18 protein-coding genes are annotated in these 18,111 nt (G+C 64.9%); 6 read left to right on the top strand and 12 right to left on the bottom strand.

The window, feature by feature from the left end; all coding sequences use genetic code 11:
* Positions 1 to 87 precede the first annotated feature (87 nt).
* Complete coding sequence (locus H1B27_RS02755) at positions 88 to 912, top strand: sulfite exporter TauE/SafE family protein (protein ID WP_197964902.1); 825 nt, start codon at positions 88 to 90, stop codon at positions 910 to 912.
* A gap of 132 nt (positions 913 to 1,044) precedes the next feature.
* On the opposite strand, the gene H1B27_RS02750 is transcribed toward H1B27_RS02755, so the two are convergent.
* The 7 genes from H1B27_RS02750 to H1B27_RS02720 all read right to left on the bottom strand — a co-directional run bounded on the left by H1B27_RS02750 (position 1,045) and on the right by H1B27_RS02720 (position 7,610).
* Entirely contained in the window at positions 1,045 to 1,833 is a 789-nt protein-coding gene (locus H1B27_RS02750) for a 3-hydroxybutyrate dehydrogenase (protein ID WP_061880945.1), read from the bottom strand.
* A gap of 1 nt (position 1,834) precedes the next feature.
* Positions 1,835 to 3,010: a DUF3734 domain-containing protein gene (locus tag H1B27_RS02745; protein WP_197964901.1), complete on the bottom strand. Its 1,176-nt coding sequence runs from the start codon at positions 3,008 to 3,010 to the stop codon at positions 1,835 to 1,837.
* Between the two features lie 78 nt (positions 3,011 to 3,088).
* Positions 3,089 to 3,592: a CAP domain-containing protein gene (locus H1B27_RS02740; protein ID WP_061880947.1), complete on the bottom strand. Its 504-nt coding sequence runs from the start codon at positions 3,590 to 3,592 to the stop codon at positions 3,089 to 3,091.
* 197 nt (positions 3,593 to 3,789) lie between these two features.
* Entirely contained in the window at positions 3,790 to 4,824 is a 1,035-nt protein-coding gene (locus H1B27_RS02735; RefSeq protein ID WP_028178407.1) for a sulfate/molybdate ABC transporter ATP-binding protein, read from the bottom strand.
* Positions 4,814 to 5,725, bottom strand: coding sequence for a sulfate ABC transporter permease subunit CysW (gene cysW, locus H1B27_RS02730; RefSeq protein ID WP_061880949.1), 912 nt, complete (start codon positions 5,723 to 5,725; stop codon positions 4,814 to 4,816). Before cysW ends, H1B27_RS02735 begins: the two co-directional genes overlap by 11 nt.
* Positions 5,726 to 5,734: 9 nt before the next feature.
* Complete coding sequence (cysT, locus tag H1B27_RS02725; protein WP_210343200.1) at positions 5,735 to 6,541, bottom strand: sulfate ABC transporter permease subunit CysT; 807 nt, start codon at positions 6,539 to 6,541, stop codon at positions 5,735 to 5,737.
* A 67-nt stretch (positions 6,542 to 6,608) separates the two neighbouring features.
* Positions 6,609 to 7,610, bottom strand: a complete 1,002-nt coding sequence (locus tag H1B27_RS02720; protein ID WP_156505192.1) for a sulfate ABC transporter substrate-binding protein — start codon at positions 7,608 to 7,610, stop codon at positions 6,609 to 6,611.
* Here H1B27_RS02720 and H1B27_RS02715 point away from each other — a divergent pair.
* Positions 7,597 to 7,740, top strand: coding sequence for a hypothetical protein (locus H1B27_RS02715; RefSeq protein WP_156505193.1), 144 nt, complete (start codon positions 7,597 to 7,599; stop codon positions 7,738 to 7,740). The genes H1B27_RS02720 and H1B27_RS02715 overlap by 14 nt on opposite strands.
* Here the strand turns inward: H1B27_RS02715 and H1B27_RS02710 are convergent.
* From H1B27_RS02710 to cysG, 5 genes are read right to left on the bottom strand one after another with little or no spacing between them, the layout of a single operon-like run.
* Entirely contained in the window at positions 7,719 to 8,444 is a 726-nt protein-coding gene (locus tag H1B27_RS02710) for a phosphoadenylyl-sulfate reductase (RefSeq protein ID WP_061880951.1), read from the bottom strand. The genes H1B27_RS02715 and H1B27_RS02710 overlap by 22 nt on opposite strands.
* On the bottom strand, positions 8,441 to 8,956 hold the full coding sequence (locus tag H1B27_RS02705; protein WP_061880952.1) for a DUF934 domain-containing protein: 516 nt from the start codon (positions 8,954 to 8,956) through the stop codon (positions 8,441 to 8,443). Before H1B27_RS02705 ends, H1B27_RS02710 begins: the two co-directional genes overlap by 4 nt.
* Complete coding sequence (locus tag H1B27_RS02700) at positions 8,943 to 10,598, bottom strand: nitrite/sulfite reductase (protein ID WP_197964899.1); 1,656 nt, start codon at positions 10,596 to 10,598, stop codon at positions 8,943 to 8,945. Before H1B27_RS02700 ends, H1B27_RS02705 begins: the two co-directional genes overlap by 14 nt.
* 11 nt (positions 10,599 to 10,609) lie before the next feature.
* Positions 10,610 to 10,927 carry a DUF2849 domain-containing protein gene (locus H1B27_RS02695; protein WP_028178414.1) on the bottom strand — a complete coding sequence of 106 codons (318 nt, stop codon included), beginning with the start codon at positions 10,925 to 10,927 and terminating at the stop codon, positions 10,610 to 10,612.
* A complete protein-coding gene (cysG, locus tag H1B27_RS02690) occupies positions 10,924 to 12,348 on the bottom strand; it encodes a siroheme synthase CysG (protein WP_197964898.1) in 1,425 nt (474 codons plus the stop codon). Before cysG ends, H1B27_RS02695 begins: the two co-directional genes overlap by 4 nt.
* Before the next feature lie 244 nt (positions 12,349 to 12,592).
* Between cysG and cysD the strand changes: the two genes are divergently transcribed.
* The 4 genes from cysD to H1B27_RS02670 all read left to right on the top strand — a co-directional run bounded on the left by cysD (position 12,593) and on the right by H1B27_RS02670 (position 18,110).
* Positions 12,593 to 13,387, top strand: coding sequence for a sulfate adenylyltransferase subunit CysD (gene cysD, locus H1B27_RS02685; RefSeq protein ID WP_197964947.1), 795 nt, complete (start codon positions 12,593 to 12,595; stop codon positions 13,385 to 13,387).
* A 14-nt stretch (positions 13,388 to 13,401) separates the two neighbouring features.
* On the top strand, positions 13,402 to 15,318 hold the full coding sequence (cysC, locus tag H1B27_RS02680) for an adenylyl-sulfate kinase (protein ID WP_197964897.1): 1,917 nt from the start codon (positions 13,402 to 13,404) through the stop codon (positions 15,316 to 15,318).
* Between the two features lie 296 nt (positions 15,319 to 15,614).
* Positions 15,615 to 17,780 (top strand): malate synthase G, encoded by a 2,166-nt coding sequence (locus H1B27_RS02675; protein WP_197964896.1) that lies wholly within the window; start codon positions 15,615 to 15,617, stop codon positions 17,778 to 17,780.
* A 129-nt stretch (positions 17,781 to 17,909) separates the two neighbouring features.
* A complete protein-coding gene (locus H1B27_RS02670) occupies positions 17,910 to 18,110 on the top strand; it encodes a CsbD family protein (protein ID WP_061880957.1) in 201 nt (66 codons plus the stop codon).
* Position 18,111: the final 1 nt, after the last annotated feature.

Below are 18,111 nucleotides of genomic sequence, written 5' to 3'. Positions count from 1 at the left end.
TTATTCCATCCAAGCAGTTGCGCCTTGGGGAAAGTTTATTCTACGTCATATTGCCCAACCGATGAGATCAACCTAACATTCCCTGAGATGCTTGATCCACTTTACGTCGCCTCCGGATTCGCCGTCGGCCTGCTTGTCGGCATGACCGGCGTCGGCGGCGGCTCGTTGATGACGCCGCTGCTGATCCTGTTGTTCGGCGTCCACCCCTCCACCGCGGTCGGCACCGACCTGCTCTATGCCGCTGCCACCAAGACCGGCGGCAGCGTGGTGCATGGCTGGTCGCGCAGCGTGCACTGGCCGGCAGTGCTGCGGCTCGCCTGCGGCAGCATTCCTGCGAGCGCGGTGACGCTGCTGGTGCTGTGGAAGCTCGACCTCAAGAGCGATGCCGAGCGCAGCCTGGTCAATCTGGTGCTGTGCTTTGCGCTGCTGCTGACCGCGACCTCGTTGATCTTTCGCAAGTCGATCATGGACCGCTATCGAAAGCGCCTCGAGCAGGTCGACGCGCGCACCACTTTGATTGCGACCGTGATCACCGGCGTCGTGCTGGGCGTGCTGGTCTCGATCTCCTCGGTCGGCGCCGGCGCGGTTGGCGTGACCGTGCTGCTGCTGCTCTATCCGCGCCTGCCGATGGCGACCATCGTCGGCTCCGACATCGCCCATGCGGTGCCGCTGACACTCGTCGCCGGTATCGGACATTGGGCGCTCGGTGACGTCGACTGGGCCCTGATGGGCGTGCTGCTGCTGGGCTCTCTGCCCGGCATCATCGTCGGCAGCTACAGCGCGACGCGCGTGCCCGAGACGGTGCTGCGGCTGACGCTTGCCTGCGTGCTGTTCGTGGTCGCCGGCAAGATCATCTTTGCCGAGCTGAACCTGTCCTCGGCATTCGTGACGGCGCTGGCCTGGAGCCATTGAGCGGCAACTGCCGCCTCGCTCTCACTCTCGTAGGGTGGGCAAAGCGCAAGCGTGCCCACCACTTCTCTCAATCGCGGAAGAATGGTGGGCACGGCGCTGACGCGCCTTTGCCCAGCCTACGACATCGCGTTCTTACTCCGCGGTCCAGCCGCCGTCGATCGACAGGTTGGTGCCGGTGATCTGCGCGGCGTCGTCGCTGCACAGGAACAGGGCGAGCGCGGCGACCTGCTCGGAAGTGACGAACTCCTTGGTCGGCTGCGCGTCGAGCAGCACGTCGTTGATGACCTGCTCGCGCGTCAGGTTGCGCGCCTTCATCGTGTCGGGGATCTGCTTCTCGACCAGCGGCGTCCAGACGTAGCCGGGGCTGATGCAGTTGCATGTGATCTTGTGGGTCGCAACCTCCAACGCCACGGTCTTGGTGAGACCGGCGATGCCGTGCTTGGCCGAGACGTAGGCCGACTTGAAGGGCGAGGCCACCAGCGAATGCGCCGACGCCGTGTTGATGATGCGGCCCCAGCCCTTCTTCTTCATGCCGGGGACGGCGGCACGGATGGCATGGAAGGCCGAGGAGAGGTTGATCGCGATGATCTGGTCCCACTTCTCCGGCGGAAACTCCTCGATCGGCGACACGAACTGGATGCCGGCGTTGTTGACGAGGATGTCGACCGAGCCGAACGTCTTCTCGCCGAGCGCGATCATGCCGGCGATCTCGGCGGGCTTGGTCATGTCGGCGGGCGAGTAGATCGCCTTGACCTTGAAGTCGGACTCGATCTTGGCGCGTTCCTTCTCGATGTCCTCGGCCGAGCCGAAGCCGTTGATGACGACATTGGCGCCGGCGCCGGCAAAGGCGCGTGCGTAAGCGAGCCCGATGCCACTGGTCGATCCGGTCACGACGGCGTTCTTGCCTGACAGACTACCCATTCTATTCGCTCCTTTTTGCCGAGGGCGCGGTGACGTCCCCCGTGAGATCGTAGGTCACCATAGTCTCGCTGGACTGGGGCCGCTCGAGCCAGTCCCTGTGGCGCATCGACAGATGCACGTCGCGCACGCCGGCCTCCCAATGCTCGACCATGGCGACATGAGAGAAGTCGTAGTCCTTGGACGAGGATTCGTAGTTCTTGCTGCGATAGATCAGATGCACCACCGTGACGGTGCTTTCGCGCGACACTTTCGCCAGGAATTCGACGGAAGGATCGTTCTTGAGATAGTCCGGCAATTTGCTGATCAGGTCACGCACGGCGCGTCGCGCGTTGTGCAGCTGCTTGTTCTTGTCGGTGTTCATCCGCGTGCGGCTGGAATAGCGGATGTCCTTCTCGCGCTCGGCCGCTTCCAGCAGCGAGTTCGGCAGGTCCCCGCGCGCGGAGAACAGATCGACCTGGAAGATCAGCATGTCGCGTTCGACCTCGGCATCGAGCACGTAGTCGAGCGGGGTGTTGGAAGCGATGCCGCCGTCCCAGTAATGTTCGCCGTCGATCATCACGGAGGGAAAGCCGGGCGGCAGCGCGCCGGAGGCCATGATGTGCTCGGGGCCGATGGTCTTGCCGAGCTTCTTGAACTCGTAATTGTCGAAGTATTTGAAGTTGCCCGAGGTGACGCCGACTGCGCCGACCGACAGCCGCGTCTTCAGATCGTTGATGCGGTCGAAATCGACGAGACGCTCCAGCGTCTTCTTCAGCGGCGATGTGTCGTAATAGCTTTCCGCTTCGGGGTGCCCTGGCGGCCAGAGCGGCGCCGGCGGAATGCGCGGTGTGAAGAAGCCGGGCACGCCGAAGGTCGCAATCAGCGCAGCGCTGGTCGAATTGAACAGCTCGCGGCTGTGGTCGCTCTTGCCGATCGGCTTCCACGGGACCGGCGCCGAGACCATCTCCCAGAATTCCTTGAGCCGCTTGACGCGCATCTGGCCCTCGTTGCCGGCGATGATGGCAGCGTTGACCGCGCCGATGGAGATGCCGGCCACCCATTCCGGCTCGAAGCCGTAGCCGCACAGCGCCTGATAGGCCCCGGCCTGATAGGAGCCGAGCGCGCCGCCGCCCTGGAGAACCAGGACGCGTTGCGCATTCGTCGGGATCGTTGCGATGTCCGGACTATGATCTGTCATTCGGGAACAATAGCAAAAGGCTGGCCACCGTGGCGACACTCCGCCGCGGCGTCAATGCGCCCCGAGATCAAGTCTGGCTTATCTCGGGTCCGTCGAGGCCAGGATCATGGTCCAGAACACCTTGTACTTGGTGCCGGGAGCATAGCTCGCCGCGATGCCTAATTTTGTGACACCGCCCTTGAGCATGTTGGCGCGGTGAGGCGGCGAGTCGCGCCAGCCAGAAAACGCTTCCGCCAGCGTATGATAGCCGGCCGAGATGTTCTCGACCGCCACGGTCGCGGGATAACCGCCGGCGGCGAGGCGCTTGGCGAGCGGCGCGCGGACGTCGTGGTCCATCTTGTTGGCCGCCGCCATCGCGCCCGACTGGGACTCGGCGAGCCGCATCAGGTCGGAATCGATCACAACGGTGCCCAGCCCGTTGTTCTGGCGGTATTGCGAGATCATCACCGCAGCCGCCTGCGCATCGAGCTTGGAGCCCGGAACCGCCATGTCGGTGTACATGGATGGCTGCTGGACCGGTGCTTCGTTGCCGGCACAGCCGGCGAGCAGCAAAATGATGAGAATTGCGGCCGCAGCGCGCATGAATCGAGGCCCCCAAATGAGGGTCCGTTGTTGCATATCAACCGTGGCTGAAAGGTGAATTTTGAGGAAAATCTGAGCCGTCATTCCGGGGGCGCGCGTCAGCGCGAACTATGGTGCGCAATCGCGCACCTGAGAATCTCGCGCCTCAATCTCGGGATTCCGGGTTCGATGCTCTGCATCGCCCCGGAATGACTGTGCTAGCCCGCAAATATCCGGTAGCGGCGGGGCTCCAATCCGATGGTGTCGCCGGCGCGAAGTTCCTTGTCGCGAGGGGCGTCGATCTCGATGGTCTGGCCGCCCGAGAGCGCGACCTCGGCGCGCTGTACGGGGCCGAAATTGCGGACATGCCGGACCGCGCCCTCGAAGGCGCCGCTGCCGGGCGGGCCGACCAGCATGTCATGTCGCCGCACGAACAGTTTTGACGCGCCAGGCGCAAGCCCGTCCGCTGTGAGCCGAAGCGGCCGGCCGCCGAGCGTGACAGCACCACCTTCGACTTCAACCGGCAGTTCGATCGATTCACCGATGAAACCGTGGACGAAGGCGGTCGCGGGACTTGCATAGACGTCATCGGGCGAGCCGATCTGCTCGATCCTGCCCTTGTCCATCACCACGACGCGGTTGGCGACTTCCAGCGCCTCCTCCTGGTCATGGGTGACGAAGATCGAGGTGACGTGGATTTCATGATGCAGCGAGCGCAGCCATTTGCGCAGCTCTTTCCTCACCTTCGCATCGAGCGCGCCGAACGGCTCGTCGAGCAGCAGGATGCGCGGCTCGATCGCCAGCGCGCGGGCGAGCGCGATGCGCTGGCGCTGGCCGCCGGAAAGCTGGCTCGGGTAGCGATCGGCGAGCCAGTCAAGCTGTACAAGATCGAGCAGTTCCTTGACCCGGGCGCGGATCGCCGCCTCGTCCTTGCGGACCGTGCGCGGCTGCACGCGCAGGCCGAAGGCGACGTTCTCGAACACCGTCATGTGGCGGAACAGCGCATAGTGCTGGAACACGAAGCCGACGTGACGCTCTCGCGCGCCTTGCGCCAGTGCGTCCTCGCCATTGATGAAGACCTCGCCGGAATCAGGCCAGTCGAGCCCGGCGACGATCCGCAGCAGCGTGGTCTTGCCCGAGCCGGACGGACCGAGCAGCGCCACCAACTCGCCGCTGTCGACCTTGAGATCGACGCCGTCGAGGGCTTTGAAGCTGCCGAACGACTTGACGAGATTTCTGACTTCAATGGTCACTTGGCTCTTGTCCTTCGTCCAGATGGCGTTCGAGAACGGTCTTCACGATCAGCGTGATCAGCGCCAGCATCGCCAGCAGCGAGGCGATCGCGAAGGCGGCGACGAACTGGTACTCGTTGTAGAGAATCTCGACAAGGAGCGGCATGGTGTTGGTCTCGCCGCGAATGTGGCCGGAGACGACCGAGACCGCGCCGAACTCGCCCATGGCGCGGGCGTTGCAGAGCAGGACGCCGTAGAGCACCCCCCATTTGATGTTGGGCAGCGTGACGCGGAAGAAGGTCTGGAGGCCCGAGGCGCCCAGCGAGATCGCGGCCTCCTCCTCCTGCGTGCCCTGCTCCTGCATCAGCGGGATCAGCGCACGGGCCACGAAGGGAAAGGTGACGAAGGTGGTGGCGAGCGCAATGCCGGGCACCGCGAACAGGATCTGGATGTCGTGGTCGCGCAGCCAGCTGCCGAAATAGCCCTGTGCGCCGAACAGCAGCACGAAGACGAGACCCGAGATCACCGGACTGACCGAGAACGGCAGGTCGATCAGCGTGATCAGGAACGTCTTGCCCGGAAAATCGAACTTGGCGATGGCCCAGGCGGCGACGAGGCCGAACAACAGATTGAGGCCTACTGAGATCGCTGCGACCAGCAACGTCAGCCTGATTGCAGCCAGCGCCTCCGGCTCCGCGAGCGCGGCGAGATAGGCGACGACGCCCCTCGAGAACGCCTGCGCAAAGACGACGACGAGCGGGAGCACGACGAAGATGGTGAGAAAGATCATCGCGAGCGCGATGATGGTGATGCGCACGGCGCGCGGTTCGGTACGCAAATTGTCCTGCGCTGCCGCCGCCTGCGCACGCGCCTTCGCGTCGGAGGCCGAGAGCGGTATGGAATCTGCGATCTGCATCGTCATGATCCGCCCTCAGCGCGCCGGAATCCGGCTCTGCGCCCAGCGCTGGAGCCGGTTGACGGCAAAGATGATGACGAAGGAGACGACGAGCATGACCACCGCGATCGCGGTCGCATCGGCGTAACGGAATTCGGACAGGCGTATCACGATCAAGAGCGGCGCTATTTCGGAGACGTTGGGCAGATTGCCGGCGATGAAGATCACCGAGCCGTATTCGCCGACGGCCCGGGCGAAGGCGAGCGCGAGGCCGGTAAGCAGCGCCGGTGCGAGCGACGGCAGGATCACGCGGAAGATGGTCTGCCAGCGGCTGGCGCCAAGGCTGCCCGCGGCTTCCTCGATCTCGGGGTCGAGATCCTGGAGCACCGGCTGCACCGTGCGAACCACGAAGGGAATACCGATGAAGATCATGGCGACGAAGATGCCGACCGGCGTGAACGCGACCTTGATGCCGAGCGCGGCAAGCGGCGCGCCCAGCCAGCCCTTCTCGGCGAACAGCGCGGTCAGCGCCACGCCGGCCACCGCGGTCGGCAGCGCGAAGGGCACGTCCACGATGGCGTCGAACAGTCGCCGGCCCGGGAAACGGTAGCGCACCAGCGCCCAGACGATGACGCTGCCCATGACGAGATTGACGCAGGCCGCCGCAAAGGCGAGGCCGAACGAGACGCGAAGCGCGTTCAGAGTGCGGCGGCTCGAAAGGATGTTCCAGAACTGCTCGGGGCTGAGCTCGAGCGATTTCAGGAACAGGCCGGCGAGCGGAATCAGGATGATCACGGACAGCCAGGTCAGCGTCAGTCCCATGGTGAGACCGAAGCCCGGCAATGTCCGGCGTTGTGCTGCAACTGCGCTCACCAGGCCCCCTGCAAAAGCCTCCTAAGACAGCGCCTGATCAGTTCTTGTAGATCTGATCAAAGACGCCGCCGTCGGCAAAATGTTCCCTCTGTGCCTTGGTCCAGCCGCCGAAAACGTCGTCGATCGTGAACAGCTCGACCTTGGCGAAGGCATTTTCATACTTCTTGGCGATTTCGGCATCGCGCGGACGGTAGAAGTTGCGCGCGGCGATCTCCTGCCCCTCCTTGGTGTACCAGTATTGAAGGTAGGCATCGGCCGCATTGCGGGTGCCCTTTTTGTCGGCAACCTTGTCGATGATCGCGACCGGCGGCTCGGCAAGGATCGATTGCGGCGGCGCCACGATCTCGAACCTGTTCGTGCCGAACTCCTTCAACGCAAGGAACGCCTCGTTCTCCCAGGCGAGCAGCACGTCGCCGACACCGCGCTCGACGAAGGTCACGGTGGCGCCGCGCGCGCCGGTATCCAGCACCGGGACCTGCTGATAGAGCTTGCCGATGAAGTCCTTGGCCTTGTCGGCCGAGCCGAACTTCTTCTGCGCAAATCCCCAGGCGGCCAGATAATTCCAGCGCGCCCCGCCTGACGTCTTCGGGTTCGGGGTGATGATGGCAACCCCGGGCTTGACCAGGTCGTCCCAGTCCCTGATGCCCTTGGGATTGCCCTTGCGCACCAGGAATACGATCGTCGAGGTATAGGGGGATGAATTCTGCGGCAGCCGCTTTTGCCAATCCGCCGCCACCAGGCCCTTGGCAGCGATGGCATCGATGTCATAGGCGAGCGCGAGCGTCACCACGTCGGCCTGCAGTCCGTCGATCACCGCGCGCGCCTGCGAGCCGCTACCGCCATGCGACTGCTTGATCTCGATGCTCTTGCCGGTCTCCTTCTGATAGGCATGCGCGAACGCCTTGTTGAACTCGCCATAGAGCTCACGCGTCGGATCGTACGACACGTTCAGCAAACTGATGTCAGCAGCGAGAGCCGAGCTTGCCCAGAGGAGTCCTGCAGCGAGCGGAACGATACGGCGCATCATGTCCATCTCCATTCACCTCGACGACATCGGCGTCATCGACGGCAGGCATAACTCGGGGCGAAACGCACTCAAGTCAACGGAACCGGATTTTCTTGTTCGCAGCGTGGCGGCGCAACCGTGCTACGAAACCTTCATCGTGTGAATGCCGCATTCTGTTTTGGCGCGGCCCCGCCATCGGCCGGCGCGGGAATCCTCGCCCTCGCCCGTTCTGCTGGTGCAAGGCATACAGCCAACCGACAGAAATCCTGACGCAACCAGAGGGTGCCGCGGCAATTTGGCACGAGTGAAGATCGCCTCGATCTCCTCGCGCGAGACGTTGGCGAAGGGATTGAACTTCAGCCGCGCGCCGTCATCCTCGACGACGGGAATGTCGGCGCGCGCACTGCCCTGGAAGCGCTTGCGGCCGTTGAGCCAGGCCGAGAACGGCTTCAGCGCCCGCGCCAGCGGCTCGACTTTTCGAATGCGGCAGCAGGCGTCGGGATCGGAGAACCAGAGGTCGCGGTCGGGATCTTCGCGCGACAGCGTCTCGTCGGCCGGCTTGATCGACCGGACGTCCTTCAGGCCCAGCTTCGCGATCAGCGTGTCGCGATAGGCCAGCGTCTCCTCGAACAACCAGCCGGTGTCGAGAAAGATCACCGGAATCGCGGGATCAACGTCCGCCATGACCTTCAGCAGCGTCGCCGATTCCGTACCGAAGGACGATACCAGCGCGAGCTTGTCGCGCCCGACCGTCTTCAGCGCCGCAGCGACGATCTCCGCGGGCGAGGCATCGCGCAAAGCGCGATCGAGCTCTTCCGCCGAGGGCAACGCAGAGACCGTCGGAACCTGAGGCGCGATCGCGGTCACGTGCCGACACCTTCGGAATGACGCAGCTGCATGCGCCGGTGCAGCGCCGTGATGCGGCCATCGCCGGTCGGCTGGTAGAATACCGAATAGCGCCTGGCCGTCTGCATGAAGGCTTCCGCGTCCGCCTGCTTCTTGACCTCGAAGGCGTCGAAGCCGGCGCGCAGCATGAACACGAACTGGTCGCGCAGCACCTGGCCGGTGGCGCGCAATTCGCCGCGATAATCGTAGCGTTCGCGCAGCAGCCGTGCCTGACTGTAGGCACGCCCGTCGCGGAAGGTCGGGAACACCAGCGCGACGGCCGCGATCCTGCCGAGATACGGCACGAGTTCGGCGATGTCGCGATTGTTCGGCCAGATCACGCCGACCTTGCCGGCGCGCTGGAGCAAGCCCTCGGCCTCGCCGAGGAAACGCTCGGCCGGCACAAGAATGTCGCCGCGCTCGGGCAGCGGCGTATCGACGGCGAGCTTGACGAAGCCGTCATCGACGATCTTTCCGCCGTTAACGAGTGGCATAGACGCGCTCCTTGAAGGGTTCGACGCCGAGGCGCTTGACCGTGTCCATGAACAGCTCCTCGGGCCGCTCACGCAGCGCCAGATAGGCTTCCACGATGTCCTCGACGACATCGGCGACCTCGTCGAACTTGACGCCCGGTCCGATCAGGGTCCCGAGCGCCGCGTTCTCGTCGGCGCGGCCGCCGATGGTGATCTGGTAGACTTCCTCGCCGTTCTTCTCGACGCCGAGAATGCCGATATGGCCGACGTGGTGATGGCCGCAGGCATTGATGCAGCCTGATATGTTGATGTGGAGCCGGCCGATCAGATTGGCGAGTTCGTGATTGGCGAAGCGCCGCGTCAGCTCCTGCGCGATCGGGATCGAGCGCGCATTCGCCAGCGAGCAATAATCGAGCCCCGGGCAGGCGATGATGTCGGTGATCAGGTTGACGTTGGGCGTCGCCAGCCCGAGCTTGTCGAGCGCCTTCCACAGCGCCGGCAGGTCGCGCTTGGCGACGTGCGGCAGCGCCAGGTTCTGCTCGTGGCCGACGCGGATCTCGCCGAAGGAATATTTGTCGGCGAGATCAGCCAGCGCGTCCATCTGCTCGGCCGTGGCATCGCCCGGAGGCCCGCCGGTCGGCTTCAGCGAGATCGTGACGATGGAATAGCCCTGCACCTTGTGCGGAGCCACCGAGTTCTTGCGCCACGCCTCGAAATCCGGATCGGCCGCGGCCTGGCGCAGCTCGTCGGGCATGTGCGGCAGCTTCTCGTAGGCCGGATAGGTGAAGCGCGAGCGGATGTCCTCGATCACCTCGTCGTCGATCTGAAGCGAGGAGTTGCGGATGTGCTGCCACTCGTCCTCGACCTCGCGGGAGAACTTCTCGATGCCGAGCTCGTGCACCAGAATCTTGATCCGCGCCTTGTAGATGTTGTCGCGGCGGCCATACTGGTTGTAGACGCGTAAGATAGCCTCGATGTAGCTGAGGATGTCGCGGCCGTGCACGAAGTGCTTGATGGTCTTGGCGATGAACGGCGTGCGGCCGAGACCGCCACCGACGAGAACCTCGAAGCCGGTCTCGCCCTTCTCGTTCTTGATCAGCCGCAGGCCGATATCGTGGATCCTGATCGCGGCGCGGTCATGGTCCGACGCGGTGATCGCGATCTTGAACTTGCGCGGCAGGAACGAGAATTCGGGATGCAACGTGGTGTGTTGGCGGATCAGCTCCGACCAGATGCGGGGATCCTCGATCTCGCCGGGCGCGACGCCGGCCCACTGGTCCGAGGTGACGTTGCGCATGTTGTTGCCGGAGGTCTGCATCGCGTGGATGCCGACCTTGGCAAGATCTTCGAGCGCGTCCGGCAGCTCGGCGAGCTTGATCCAGTTGAACTGGATGTTCTGCCGCGTGGTGAAATGGCCGTAGCCGCGATCGTATTTGCGCGCGACATGGGCGAGCGCCCGCAGCTGGTTGGTCGCCAGCGTGCCGTAGGGGATCGCGACGCGGAACATGTAGGCGTGCAGTTGCAGATAGACGCCGTTCTGAAGCCGCAGGATCTTGAATTCGTCCTCGGTGAGCTCGCCGGAGAGGCGCCGCTTCACCTGGTCGCGGAACTCCGAGACGCGCTCGTTGACGAGCGTGCGGTCGATTTCGTCGTAAGCATACATAAGTGCGTGCCTTAAACCTGGGCCGGCTGTCCGATGGTGACGCCGGTACGGCGGATCTGTTCGCGCAGATTGCCGGGCAGGATCTTGCCGTCCTCGCCGATCTGCACCGGCGCGATATAGGGGCCGATCGCACCGACATCATCGGCGATGGACTCCGCAAGCAACGCCCTGGCCTCGTCGGAGTTGCGTACGATCGCGGCTTCCGAGAGTTCCGCGGACCAGCCCTTGGCAGCGGTGCGGTAGACCACGATGCCGTCCCAGGTGCGGTTGGCGGTCACGACCGAGGGGCCGGCGATCTTGATCTTCTTCTGTTCGAGCGGGGAGGTCATTCGGCTGCATCCAATAGGTCAGAGATGATTTGTTTGGGTGTGTGGCGGCGAAGCGAGCCGGCATGCCGGACCACGTCGCCGATGATGAGGATGGCGGGACCACCTTGGATCCGCCGCGCCAATTCCGGCAGGTCGCGCAGCGTGCCGATCGCGCCCTGCGCATCGGGCCGCGTGACACGGGCGAACACGCCGACCGGCGTTTCCGGCGAGCGGCCGGCCGCGAACAGGCCGGCGCGCACGGCCGGCGCCGCCGTCATGCCCATGTAGACCACGACGGTCATCCTGGTGTCGGTCAGCGTCGACCAATCCACGTTCTCGGCATCGCGCGCCTTGTGCGCGGTCAGGAAGGTGATGCGAGTCGCCTCATGGCGGTAGGTAAGCGGCACCTCGAAATCGGCAGCGCCGCCGAGCCCTGCGGTGATGCCGGGAATGATCGAATAGGCGACGCCGGCGGCGCGCAGCGCTTCGACCTCTTCACCACCGCGGCCGAACACGAAGGGATCGCCGCCCTTCAGCCGCACCACACGTTGGCCGGCTTGCGCGGCTTCGATCATGCGCTTGTTGATGGCGTCCTGGCCGATGCCGGGCTTGCCGACGCGGCGGCCGACCGCAACGCGCGTGGTGTCGCGGCGGATGCGGTCGAGAATCTCGGGCGAGACCAGCTCGTCATGGAAGACGATGTCCGCATCCTGCAAGGCACGCAACGCCTTGATGGTGAGAAGGTCAGGATCGCCGGGGCCGGCGCCGACCAGCGCGACCGAGCCTTCCGGCTTGTCGACGCGCGCGAATGCGGACGGGTCGGAGATAGCCTTGAGCGATGCATCCGCTTCGCCCTTGCGGCCGGCGAGCACGGCTGCGCCGATCGGACCGTCGATGACGCGCTCCCAGAAACGACGGCGCAGCGGAAACTCGGCGATGCGCTCGTTGATCGACTTGCGGAAGGTGCCGATGAACTCGGCGAGCTCGCCGATGCGCGCCGGTAGCAGCGCCTCGATCTTCTCGCGCACGCGCCGCGCCACCACCGGCGAGGTGCCGCCGGTGCCGACCGCGACCACGACATCGCCGCGATCGACGATCGCCGGGAAGATGAAGCTGGAGTGCTCGAGATCGTCCATGACGTTGACGGGCAGGCCGAGCGCCTTCGCCCGAGCGGACATCGCAACGCCGATGTTGCCGGCACCCGCGCAGACAATTGCGATGACACCTGAGAGATCGGCCGTGAGCGGATCGCCGCTCGCGATTTCGACGCGCGCCGCGTCCCCGGAGCTGAGGCCGAGGTCATGATTGCCGTCGATCGCATGCACGCGCATGCGCGCGCCGGCGGCGGCGAGCACGCGCAGCTTGGCGCGCAACAGCTCACCCGCGCCGATGAGGACCACCGGGCCGGCCTTAAGATCGAGAAACACCGGCAAGAACCGCATGCGCTACTCGCTTCCCCACAAACGGGGTTGACTGGAATTATTTTCTATATATGTCTCGTTTCGAGCGCGAAAAGAGAAAATTTTTTCTTCTCTTCCGCCATGCAACTATAGAATTTTCGCCTCCAAACGCAAAGTGGCAGAGATGCATCTTCTCAAGGACGATTCCGCTGCTGATCGGCTGAGCAATCCGGCGCTAGCTGAGCGCGTGCGCGCGCAAGAATTTTCTGCCGAGCTTGCCCCGAGCATGGACCATCTCGACCAGCTCGAAGCGCAGAGCATCTACATCTTCCGTGAGGCCTTTGCCCGGCTGAAGAAGATCGCCCTGTTGTGGTCGCTCGGCAAGGACTCCAACGTCATGATCTGGCTGGCGCGGAAAGCCTTCTTCGGCAAGATGCCGTTTCCCGCCCTTCACGTCGATACCGGCAAGAAGTTTCCGGAGATGTATCGCTTCCGCGATCATTACGGCAAGGAATGGGATCTCGATCTGCGCGTCGAGCCCTGCCCGCCGATCGATGCCGTCGACCCAACGCTGCCGCCGGCCGCCCGTTCCGCCGCGCGCAAGACCGAGGGCCTCAAGATGGCGCTGGCCAAATACGGCTTCGACGGCCTGATCGCCGGCATCCGCCGCGACGAGGAAGCAACGCGCGCCAAGGAGCGCGTGTTCTCCCCGCGCGGCTTGGAGGGCAATTGGGACGTGCGCGACCAGCCGCCGGAGTTCTGGGATCATTTCAACGCCTCGCCGCCGCAAGGCGCGCATTTGCGCATCCATCCGATCCTGCATTGGACCGAGGCCGACATCTGGGCCTACACCAAGCGCGAAAACATTCCGATCATCCCGCTGTATCTCGCCAAGGACGGCAAGCGCTATCGCTCGCTGGGTGACCAGGACATCACCAACCCCGTCGCCTCGACAGCGTCGAGCATCGACGAGATCCTGGTCGAGCTCGAACAGACCAAGGTGCCGGAGCGCGCCGGACGCGCGCTCGACCACGAGACCGAGGACGCCTTCGAGCGCCTTCGCGTCGCCGGCTATCTCTGATCAAGGACGCGGCCATGAACATGATTGTCACGTCAGCTTCGTCCGCCACGCCGAACGGCACCACGCGTCCCCAGGTGCGCATCGTCATCGTCGGCCATGTCGACCACGGCAAGTCGACGCTGGTCGGCCGCCTCCTGCACGAGACCGGCAGCCTGCCCGAGGGCAAGCTCGACATGCTGAAGGCCGTCAGCGCACGGCGCGGCATGCCGTTCGAATGGTCGTTCCTGCTCGACGCGCTGCAGACCGAGCGCGACCAGGGCATCACCATCGACACCACGCAGATCCGCTTCCGCACCAATTCGCGCGACATCGTGCTGATCGACGCGCCCGGTCACGCCGAATTCCTGCGCAACATGATCACCGGCGCCTCGCAGGCCGACGGCGCGGTGCTGATCATCGACGCGCTCGAAGGCGTGCGCGACCAGACGCGGCGGCACGGCTATCTCCTGCACCTGCTCGGCGTGAAGCAGGTCGCTGTCGTCGTCAACAAGATGGACCGTGTCGATTTCTCCGCCGCGCGCTTCAAGAACATCAGCGACGAGATTTCCGCGCATCTCAATGGCCTCGGCGTGAAGCCGACGGCCGTGATCCCGATCTCGGCGCGCGACGGCGACGGCGTCGCGGAGCGCACCGGCCGGATCGGCTGGTACAAGGGACCGACCGTGGTCGAGGCGCTCGATAGGCTCGAGCCGGCGCGGCCGCTGGAAACGCTGGCGCTGCGGCTGCCGGTGCAGGCGATCTACAAGTTCGACGACCGCCGCATCGTCGCCGGCCGCATCGAATCCGGCAGCCTGATTGCCGGCGACGAGATCGTGATCATGCCTGCGGGCAAGATCGCGAAGATCAAGACGGTCGAGAGCTGGCCGGTGACGCCGGTGGCGGGACGGCAGGGCGCGGGCCGCTCGGTCGGCATCACGCTCGACCGCGAATTGTTCATCGAGCGCGGCGACATCATCGCGCATGCGGGCAGCGCCCCGCGCGAGACGCGGCGGCTGCGCGCACGCATCTTCTGGCTGCACGACAAGCCGCTTGCGAAGGGTGACCAGATCCTGGTGCGCAGCGGTCCGAAGGAGAGCCGCGCCACCGTCGTCGCCATCGAGAAGGCGGTCGATCCCGGCGAGCTCTCGAGCACCGAGAACAAGGCGATTGCCCGCAACCATGTCGGCGAGATCGACATCTCCCTGTCCAATCCGATCGCGACCGATCCCTACACCGAAAATCCGCGCACCGGCCGCCTCGTGATCGAGGTCGCGGGGCGCATCGCCGGCGGCGGCCTGGTGCTGTCGGTCGATGCCGGTCAGCGTGCCGTCCCCGTCGACATCGTGCCAGTGGAATCGGCGCTGCGCAGCGACGAGCGCTCGGCACGCTACCGCCACAACGGTGCCGTGGTCTGGCTCACCGGCCTGCCCGCCTCCGGCAAGTCGACGCTGGCGCGGGCGCTGGAGCGGCGGCTGTTCACCAATGGCGGCTCGCCGGTGCTGCTCGATGGCGACACGCTGCGCGCCGGGCTCAACAGCGATCTCGGCTTCTCCGCTCCCGATCGCAGCGAGAACATCCGCCGCCTCGCCGAGGTCGCGACGCATCTGGCCCGCAACGGCCATATCGCGATCGTCGCGGCGGTCTCGCCCGCGCGCGAGGACCGCGCCGCCGCGCGCCGCATCGCCGACACCGCGTTCCGCGAGATCCATGTCGCGACGCCGGCCGAGATCTGCGAGGAGCGCGATCCCAAGGGCCACTACAAGAAGGCTCGCGCCGGCGCGCTGGCCTCGTTCACCGGCATCGGCAACGACTACGAGAAGCCTGAGAGGGCGGAGCTCGTGATCGATACCTCGACGCGGACGGTCGCGGAGGCGGCCGACGAGATCGAGCAAATGCTGAAGACCACCGGCGTACTGTTCGACGAGGTCGTCGACCTCGCTGCGAATATTTGAGGCTGCCCTGGTCCCCGCCGTCGTCGCCCGGCTTGGCCGGGCGACCCAGTATTCCAGAGACAGCGTTGGGATACAGAGAAGCCGCGGCGTACTGGATTCCCCGCTTTCGCGGGGAATGACACCGGTGGTGGGGCCTTTCCTCTCTCTTCTTGACATTTTGACAAGCCCCCGGGGGTCTTCTCACCGCCCTGATTTTGGGGCTAATAGGTCTCCGAAAGCCGCCCCGCGTGGGCGCATTTTGCTGCTGTCGGGTCAAAAGCAGCCAAAAACAGCCATTTCCAACAAGAAAGCCCATCATGAAACGCGTCGACGCCCACGGATTGAAGATCGCTCCCGTCCTGTTTGACTTCATCGCCAAGGAAGCCGCCCCGAAAACGGGGATCGCGCCGGATGCGTTCTGGGCCGGGCTTGCCGGCATCATCAAGGAGCTGGGACCGAAGAACCGCGAGCTGCTCGCATTCCGCGACAATCTGCAGGCCAAGATCGACGACTGGCACCGCGCCAACAAGGGCAAGGCGTTCGACCTCGATGCCTACACCGCCTTCCTGAAGGAGATCGGCTATCTCGTCCCGGAGCCGGCGACGCAGAAGGTCGAGACCGCCAATGTCGACGAGGAGATCGGCAAGATCTGCGGCCCGCAGCTCGTGGTGCCGCTCACCAATGCGCGCTACGCGCTGAACGCGGCGAATGCGCGCTGGGGCTCGCTCTATGATGCCTTTTACGGCACCGATGCGATCCCGCATGACCCGTCCGAGAGCGGCAAGGGCTACAACAAGGCGCGCGGCGACAAGGTGATCGCCAAGGCCAAGGCGTTCCTCGACGCCGCCGTGCCGCTCGCGACCGGCAGCCACACCGACGTCACCGCCTACAGCGTCGTCGCGGGCCAGCTGGCGGTGAAGCTGAAGAGCGGTAATGCCACCGCGCTGAAGAACGCGGCACAGTTCGCGGGTTTCCAGGGCGATGCGGCGGCGCCGAGCGCAGTGCTGCTCGTCAACAATGGCCTGCATGTCGAGGTGAAGATCGACCGCAGCAGCGCGATCGGCAAGGACGATCCGGCCGGTGTCGCCGACATGATCATGGAGGCTGCGGTCTCGACCATCCTCGACATGGAAGACTCGGTCGCGGCGGTCGACGCCGAGGACAAGGTGCTGGTCTATCGCAACACGCTCGGCCTGATGAACGGCACGCTCTCGGCCGATTTCGAGAAGGGTGGCAAGACGCTGACGCGCTCGCTCAACGCCGACCGCAACTACAAGACGCCGGACGGCAAGGGCGAGGTGAGGCTGCACGGCCGCAGCCTGCTCCTGATGCGCAATTGCGGTCACCACATGTTCACCGACGCGGTGCTGGACGAGAAGGGCGAGGAGGTCCCCGAGGGCCTGCTCGATGCCGCCGTCTCCGGCCTGCTCGCCATTCACGACCTCAAGGGCAATTCCAAGGTCAAGAACAGCCGCACCGGCTCTGCCTATATCGTCAAGCCGAAGATGCACGGCCCCGACGAGGTGTCGCTGACCTGCGAGATCTTCGACCGCGTCGAGAAGATGCTGGGCCTGCCTGAGAACACGCTCAAGGTCGGCATCATGGACGAGGAGCGTCGCACCACCGTCAACCTCAAGGCCTGCATCCAGCGCGCCTCCAAGCGCATCATGTTCATCAACACCGGCTTCCTCGACCGCACCGGCGACGAGATCCACACCTCGATGGAAGCGGGCCCGATGATCCGCAAGAACGAGATGAAGGCACAGGCCTGGATCAAGGCCTATGAGGACTGGAACGTCGACATGGGCCTGATCGATGGTCTGCCCGGCCACGCCCAGATCGGCAAGGGCATGTGGGCCGCGCCCGACAAGATGGCGGACATGCTGGCGCAGAAGCTCGGCCATCCACAGGCCGGCGCCACCACCGCCTGGGTGCCATCGCCGACGGCGGCTACGCTGCACGCGCTGCACTACCACCAGGTCAACGTGATCGCGCGCCAGCAGGAGCTCGCCAAGGGCGGACCGCGCGCAAAACTGTCCGACATCCTCACCATTCCGGTGTCGAAGTCGAACTGGGCGCCGGATGACGTCAAGCAGGAGATCGACAACAACTGCCAAGGCATCCTCGGCTATGTCGTGCGCTGGATCGACCAGGGCGTCGGCTGCTCCAAGGTGCCCGACATCCACGATGTCGGCCTGATGGAGGACCGCGCCACCTTGCGCATCTCCAGCCAGCATCTCGCCAACTGGCTGCATCAGGGCGTCATCACCGAGGCGCAGGTGATGGAATCGCTGAAGCGCATGGCCGTCGTCGTCGACAAGCAGAACGCGGGCGATCCCGTCTACAAGCCGATGGCGCCCGCCTTCGACGGCGTCGCCTTCAAGGCGGCCTGCGACCTCATCTTCAAGGGGCGCGAGCAGCCGAACGGCTACACCGAATACATCCTCACCGCCCGCCGCCGCGAGGCCAAGGCGACGGGCTGAGTGCCGATAGAGAACTTCAAAAGCCCCGGCCCACGCCGGGGCTTTTTTGTGGGCGAAACGCCGCGGCGGGCCGCGGAACGGCTGCACCGTGGACCGCGTTGTCCGGCCATCAACCAACGGGAGACGGTCATGGACTGGAATCGGATCGAAGGAAACTGGAAGCAATTCAAGGGCTCGGCCAAGGAGAAATGGGCCAAGCTCACCGACGACGATCTCCAATTGATCGAGGGTCGGCGCGAGCAGCTCGAGGGCCGGCTCCAGGAGCGCTACGGCAAGGCCAAGGATCAGGTTCGTCAGGACGTCGACGACTGGCTCAAGGGGCTGCACTAAA

It is taken from the genome of Bradyrhizobium diversitatis, assembly GCF_016031635.1.
GTDB lineage: Bacteria > Pseudomonadota > Alphaproteobacteria > Rhizobiales > Xanthobacteraceae > Bradyrhizobium > Bradyrhizobium diversitatis.
Note: the sequence above shows the minus strand (reverse complement) of the source record. Positions and strands in the feature narration are given on the sequence as shown.

What these genes read in the sequence shown, in the direction of transcription:
- H1B27_RS02755 (WP_197964902.1), top strand. Translation starts at nt 88, where the DNA reads ATGCTTGATCCACTTTACGTCGCCTCCGGATTCGCCGTCGGCCTGCTT.
- H1B27_RS02750 (WP_061880945.1), bottom strand. Translation starts at nt 1,833, where the DNA reads ATGGGTAGTCTGTCAGGCAAGAACGCCGTCGTGACCGGATCGACCAGT.
- H1B27_RS02745 (WP_197964901.1), bottom strand. Translation starts at nt 3,010, where the DNA reads ATGACAGATCATAGTCCGGACATCGCAACGATCCCGACGAATGCGCAA.
- H1B27_RS02740 (WP_061880947.1), bottom strand. Translation starts at nt 3,592, where the DNA reads ATGCGCGCTGCGGCCGCAATTCTCATCATTTTGCTGCTCGCCGGCTGT.
- cysW (WP_061880949.1), bottom strand. Translation starts at nt 5,725, where the DNA reads ATGACGATGCAGATCGCAGATTCCATACCGCTCTCGGCCTCCGACGCG.
- H1B27_RS02715 (WP_156505193.1), top strand. Translation starts at nt 7,597, where the DNA reads ATGTCCATCTCCATTCACCTCGACGACATCGGCGTCATCGACGGCAGG.
- H1B27_RS02720 (WP_156505192.1), bottom strand. Translation starts at nt 7,610, where the DNA reads ATGGAGATGGACATGATGCGCCGTATCGTTCCGCTCGCTGCAGGACTC.
- H1B27_RS02705 (WP_061880952.1), bottom strand. Translation starts at nt 8,956, where the DNA reads ATGCCACTCGTTAACGGCGGAAAGATCGTCGATGACGGCTTCGTCAAG.
- H1B27_RS02700 (WP_197964899.1), bottom strand. Translation starts at nt 10,598, where the DNA reads ATGTATGCTTACGACGAAATCGACCGCACGCTCGTCAACGAGCGCGTC.
- H1B27_RS02695 (WP_028178414.1), bottom strand. Translation starts at nt 10,927, where the DNA reads ATGACCTCCCCGCTCGAACAGAAGAAGATCAAGATCGCCGGCCCCTCG.
- cysG (WP_197964898.1), bottom strand. Translation starts at nt 12,348, where the DNA reads ATGCGGTTCTTGCCGGTGTTTCTCGATCTTAAGGCCGGCCCGGTGGTC.
- cysD (WP_197964947.1), top strand. Translation starts at nt 12,593, where the DNA reads ATGGACCATCTCGACCAGCTCGAAGCGCAGAGCATCTACATCTTCCGT.
- cysC (WP_197964897.1), top strand. Translation starts at nt 13,402, where the DNA reads ATGAACATGATTGTCACGTCAGCTTCGTCCGCCACGCCGAACGGCACC.
- H1B27_RS02675 (WP_197964896.1), top strand. Translation starts at nt 15,615, where the DNA reads ATGAAACGCGTCGACGCCCACGGATTGAAGATCGCTCCCGTCCTGTTT.
- H1B27_RS02670 (WP_061880957.1), top strand. Translation starts at nt 17,910, where the DNA reads ATGGACTGGAATCGGATCGAAGGAAACTGGAAGCAATTCAAGGGCTCG.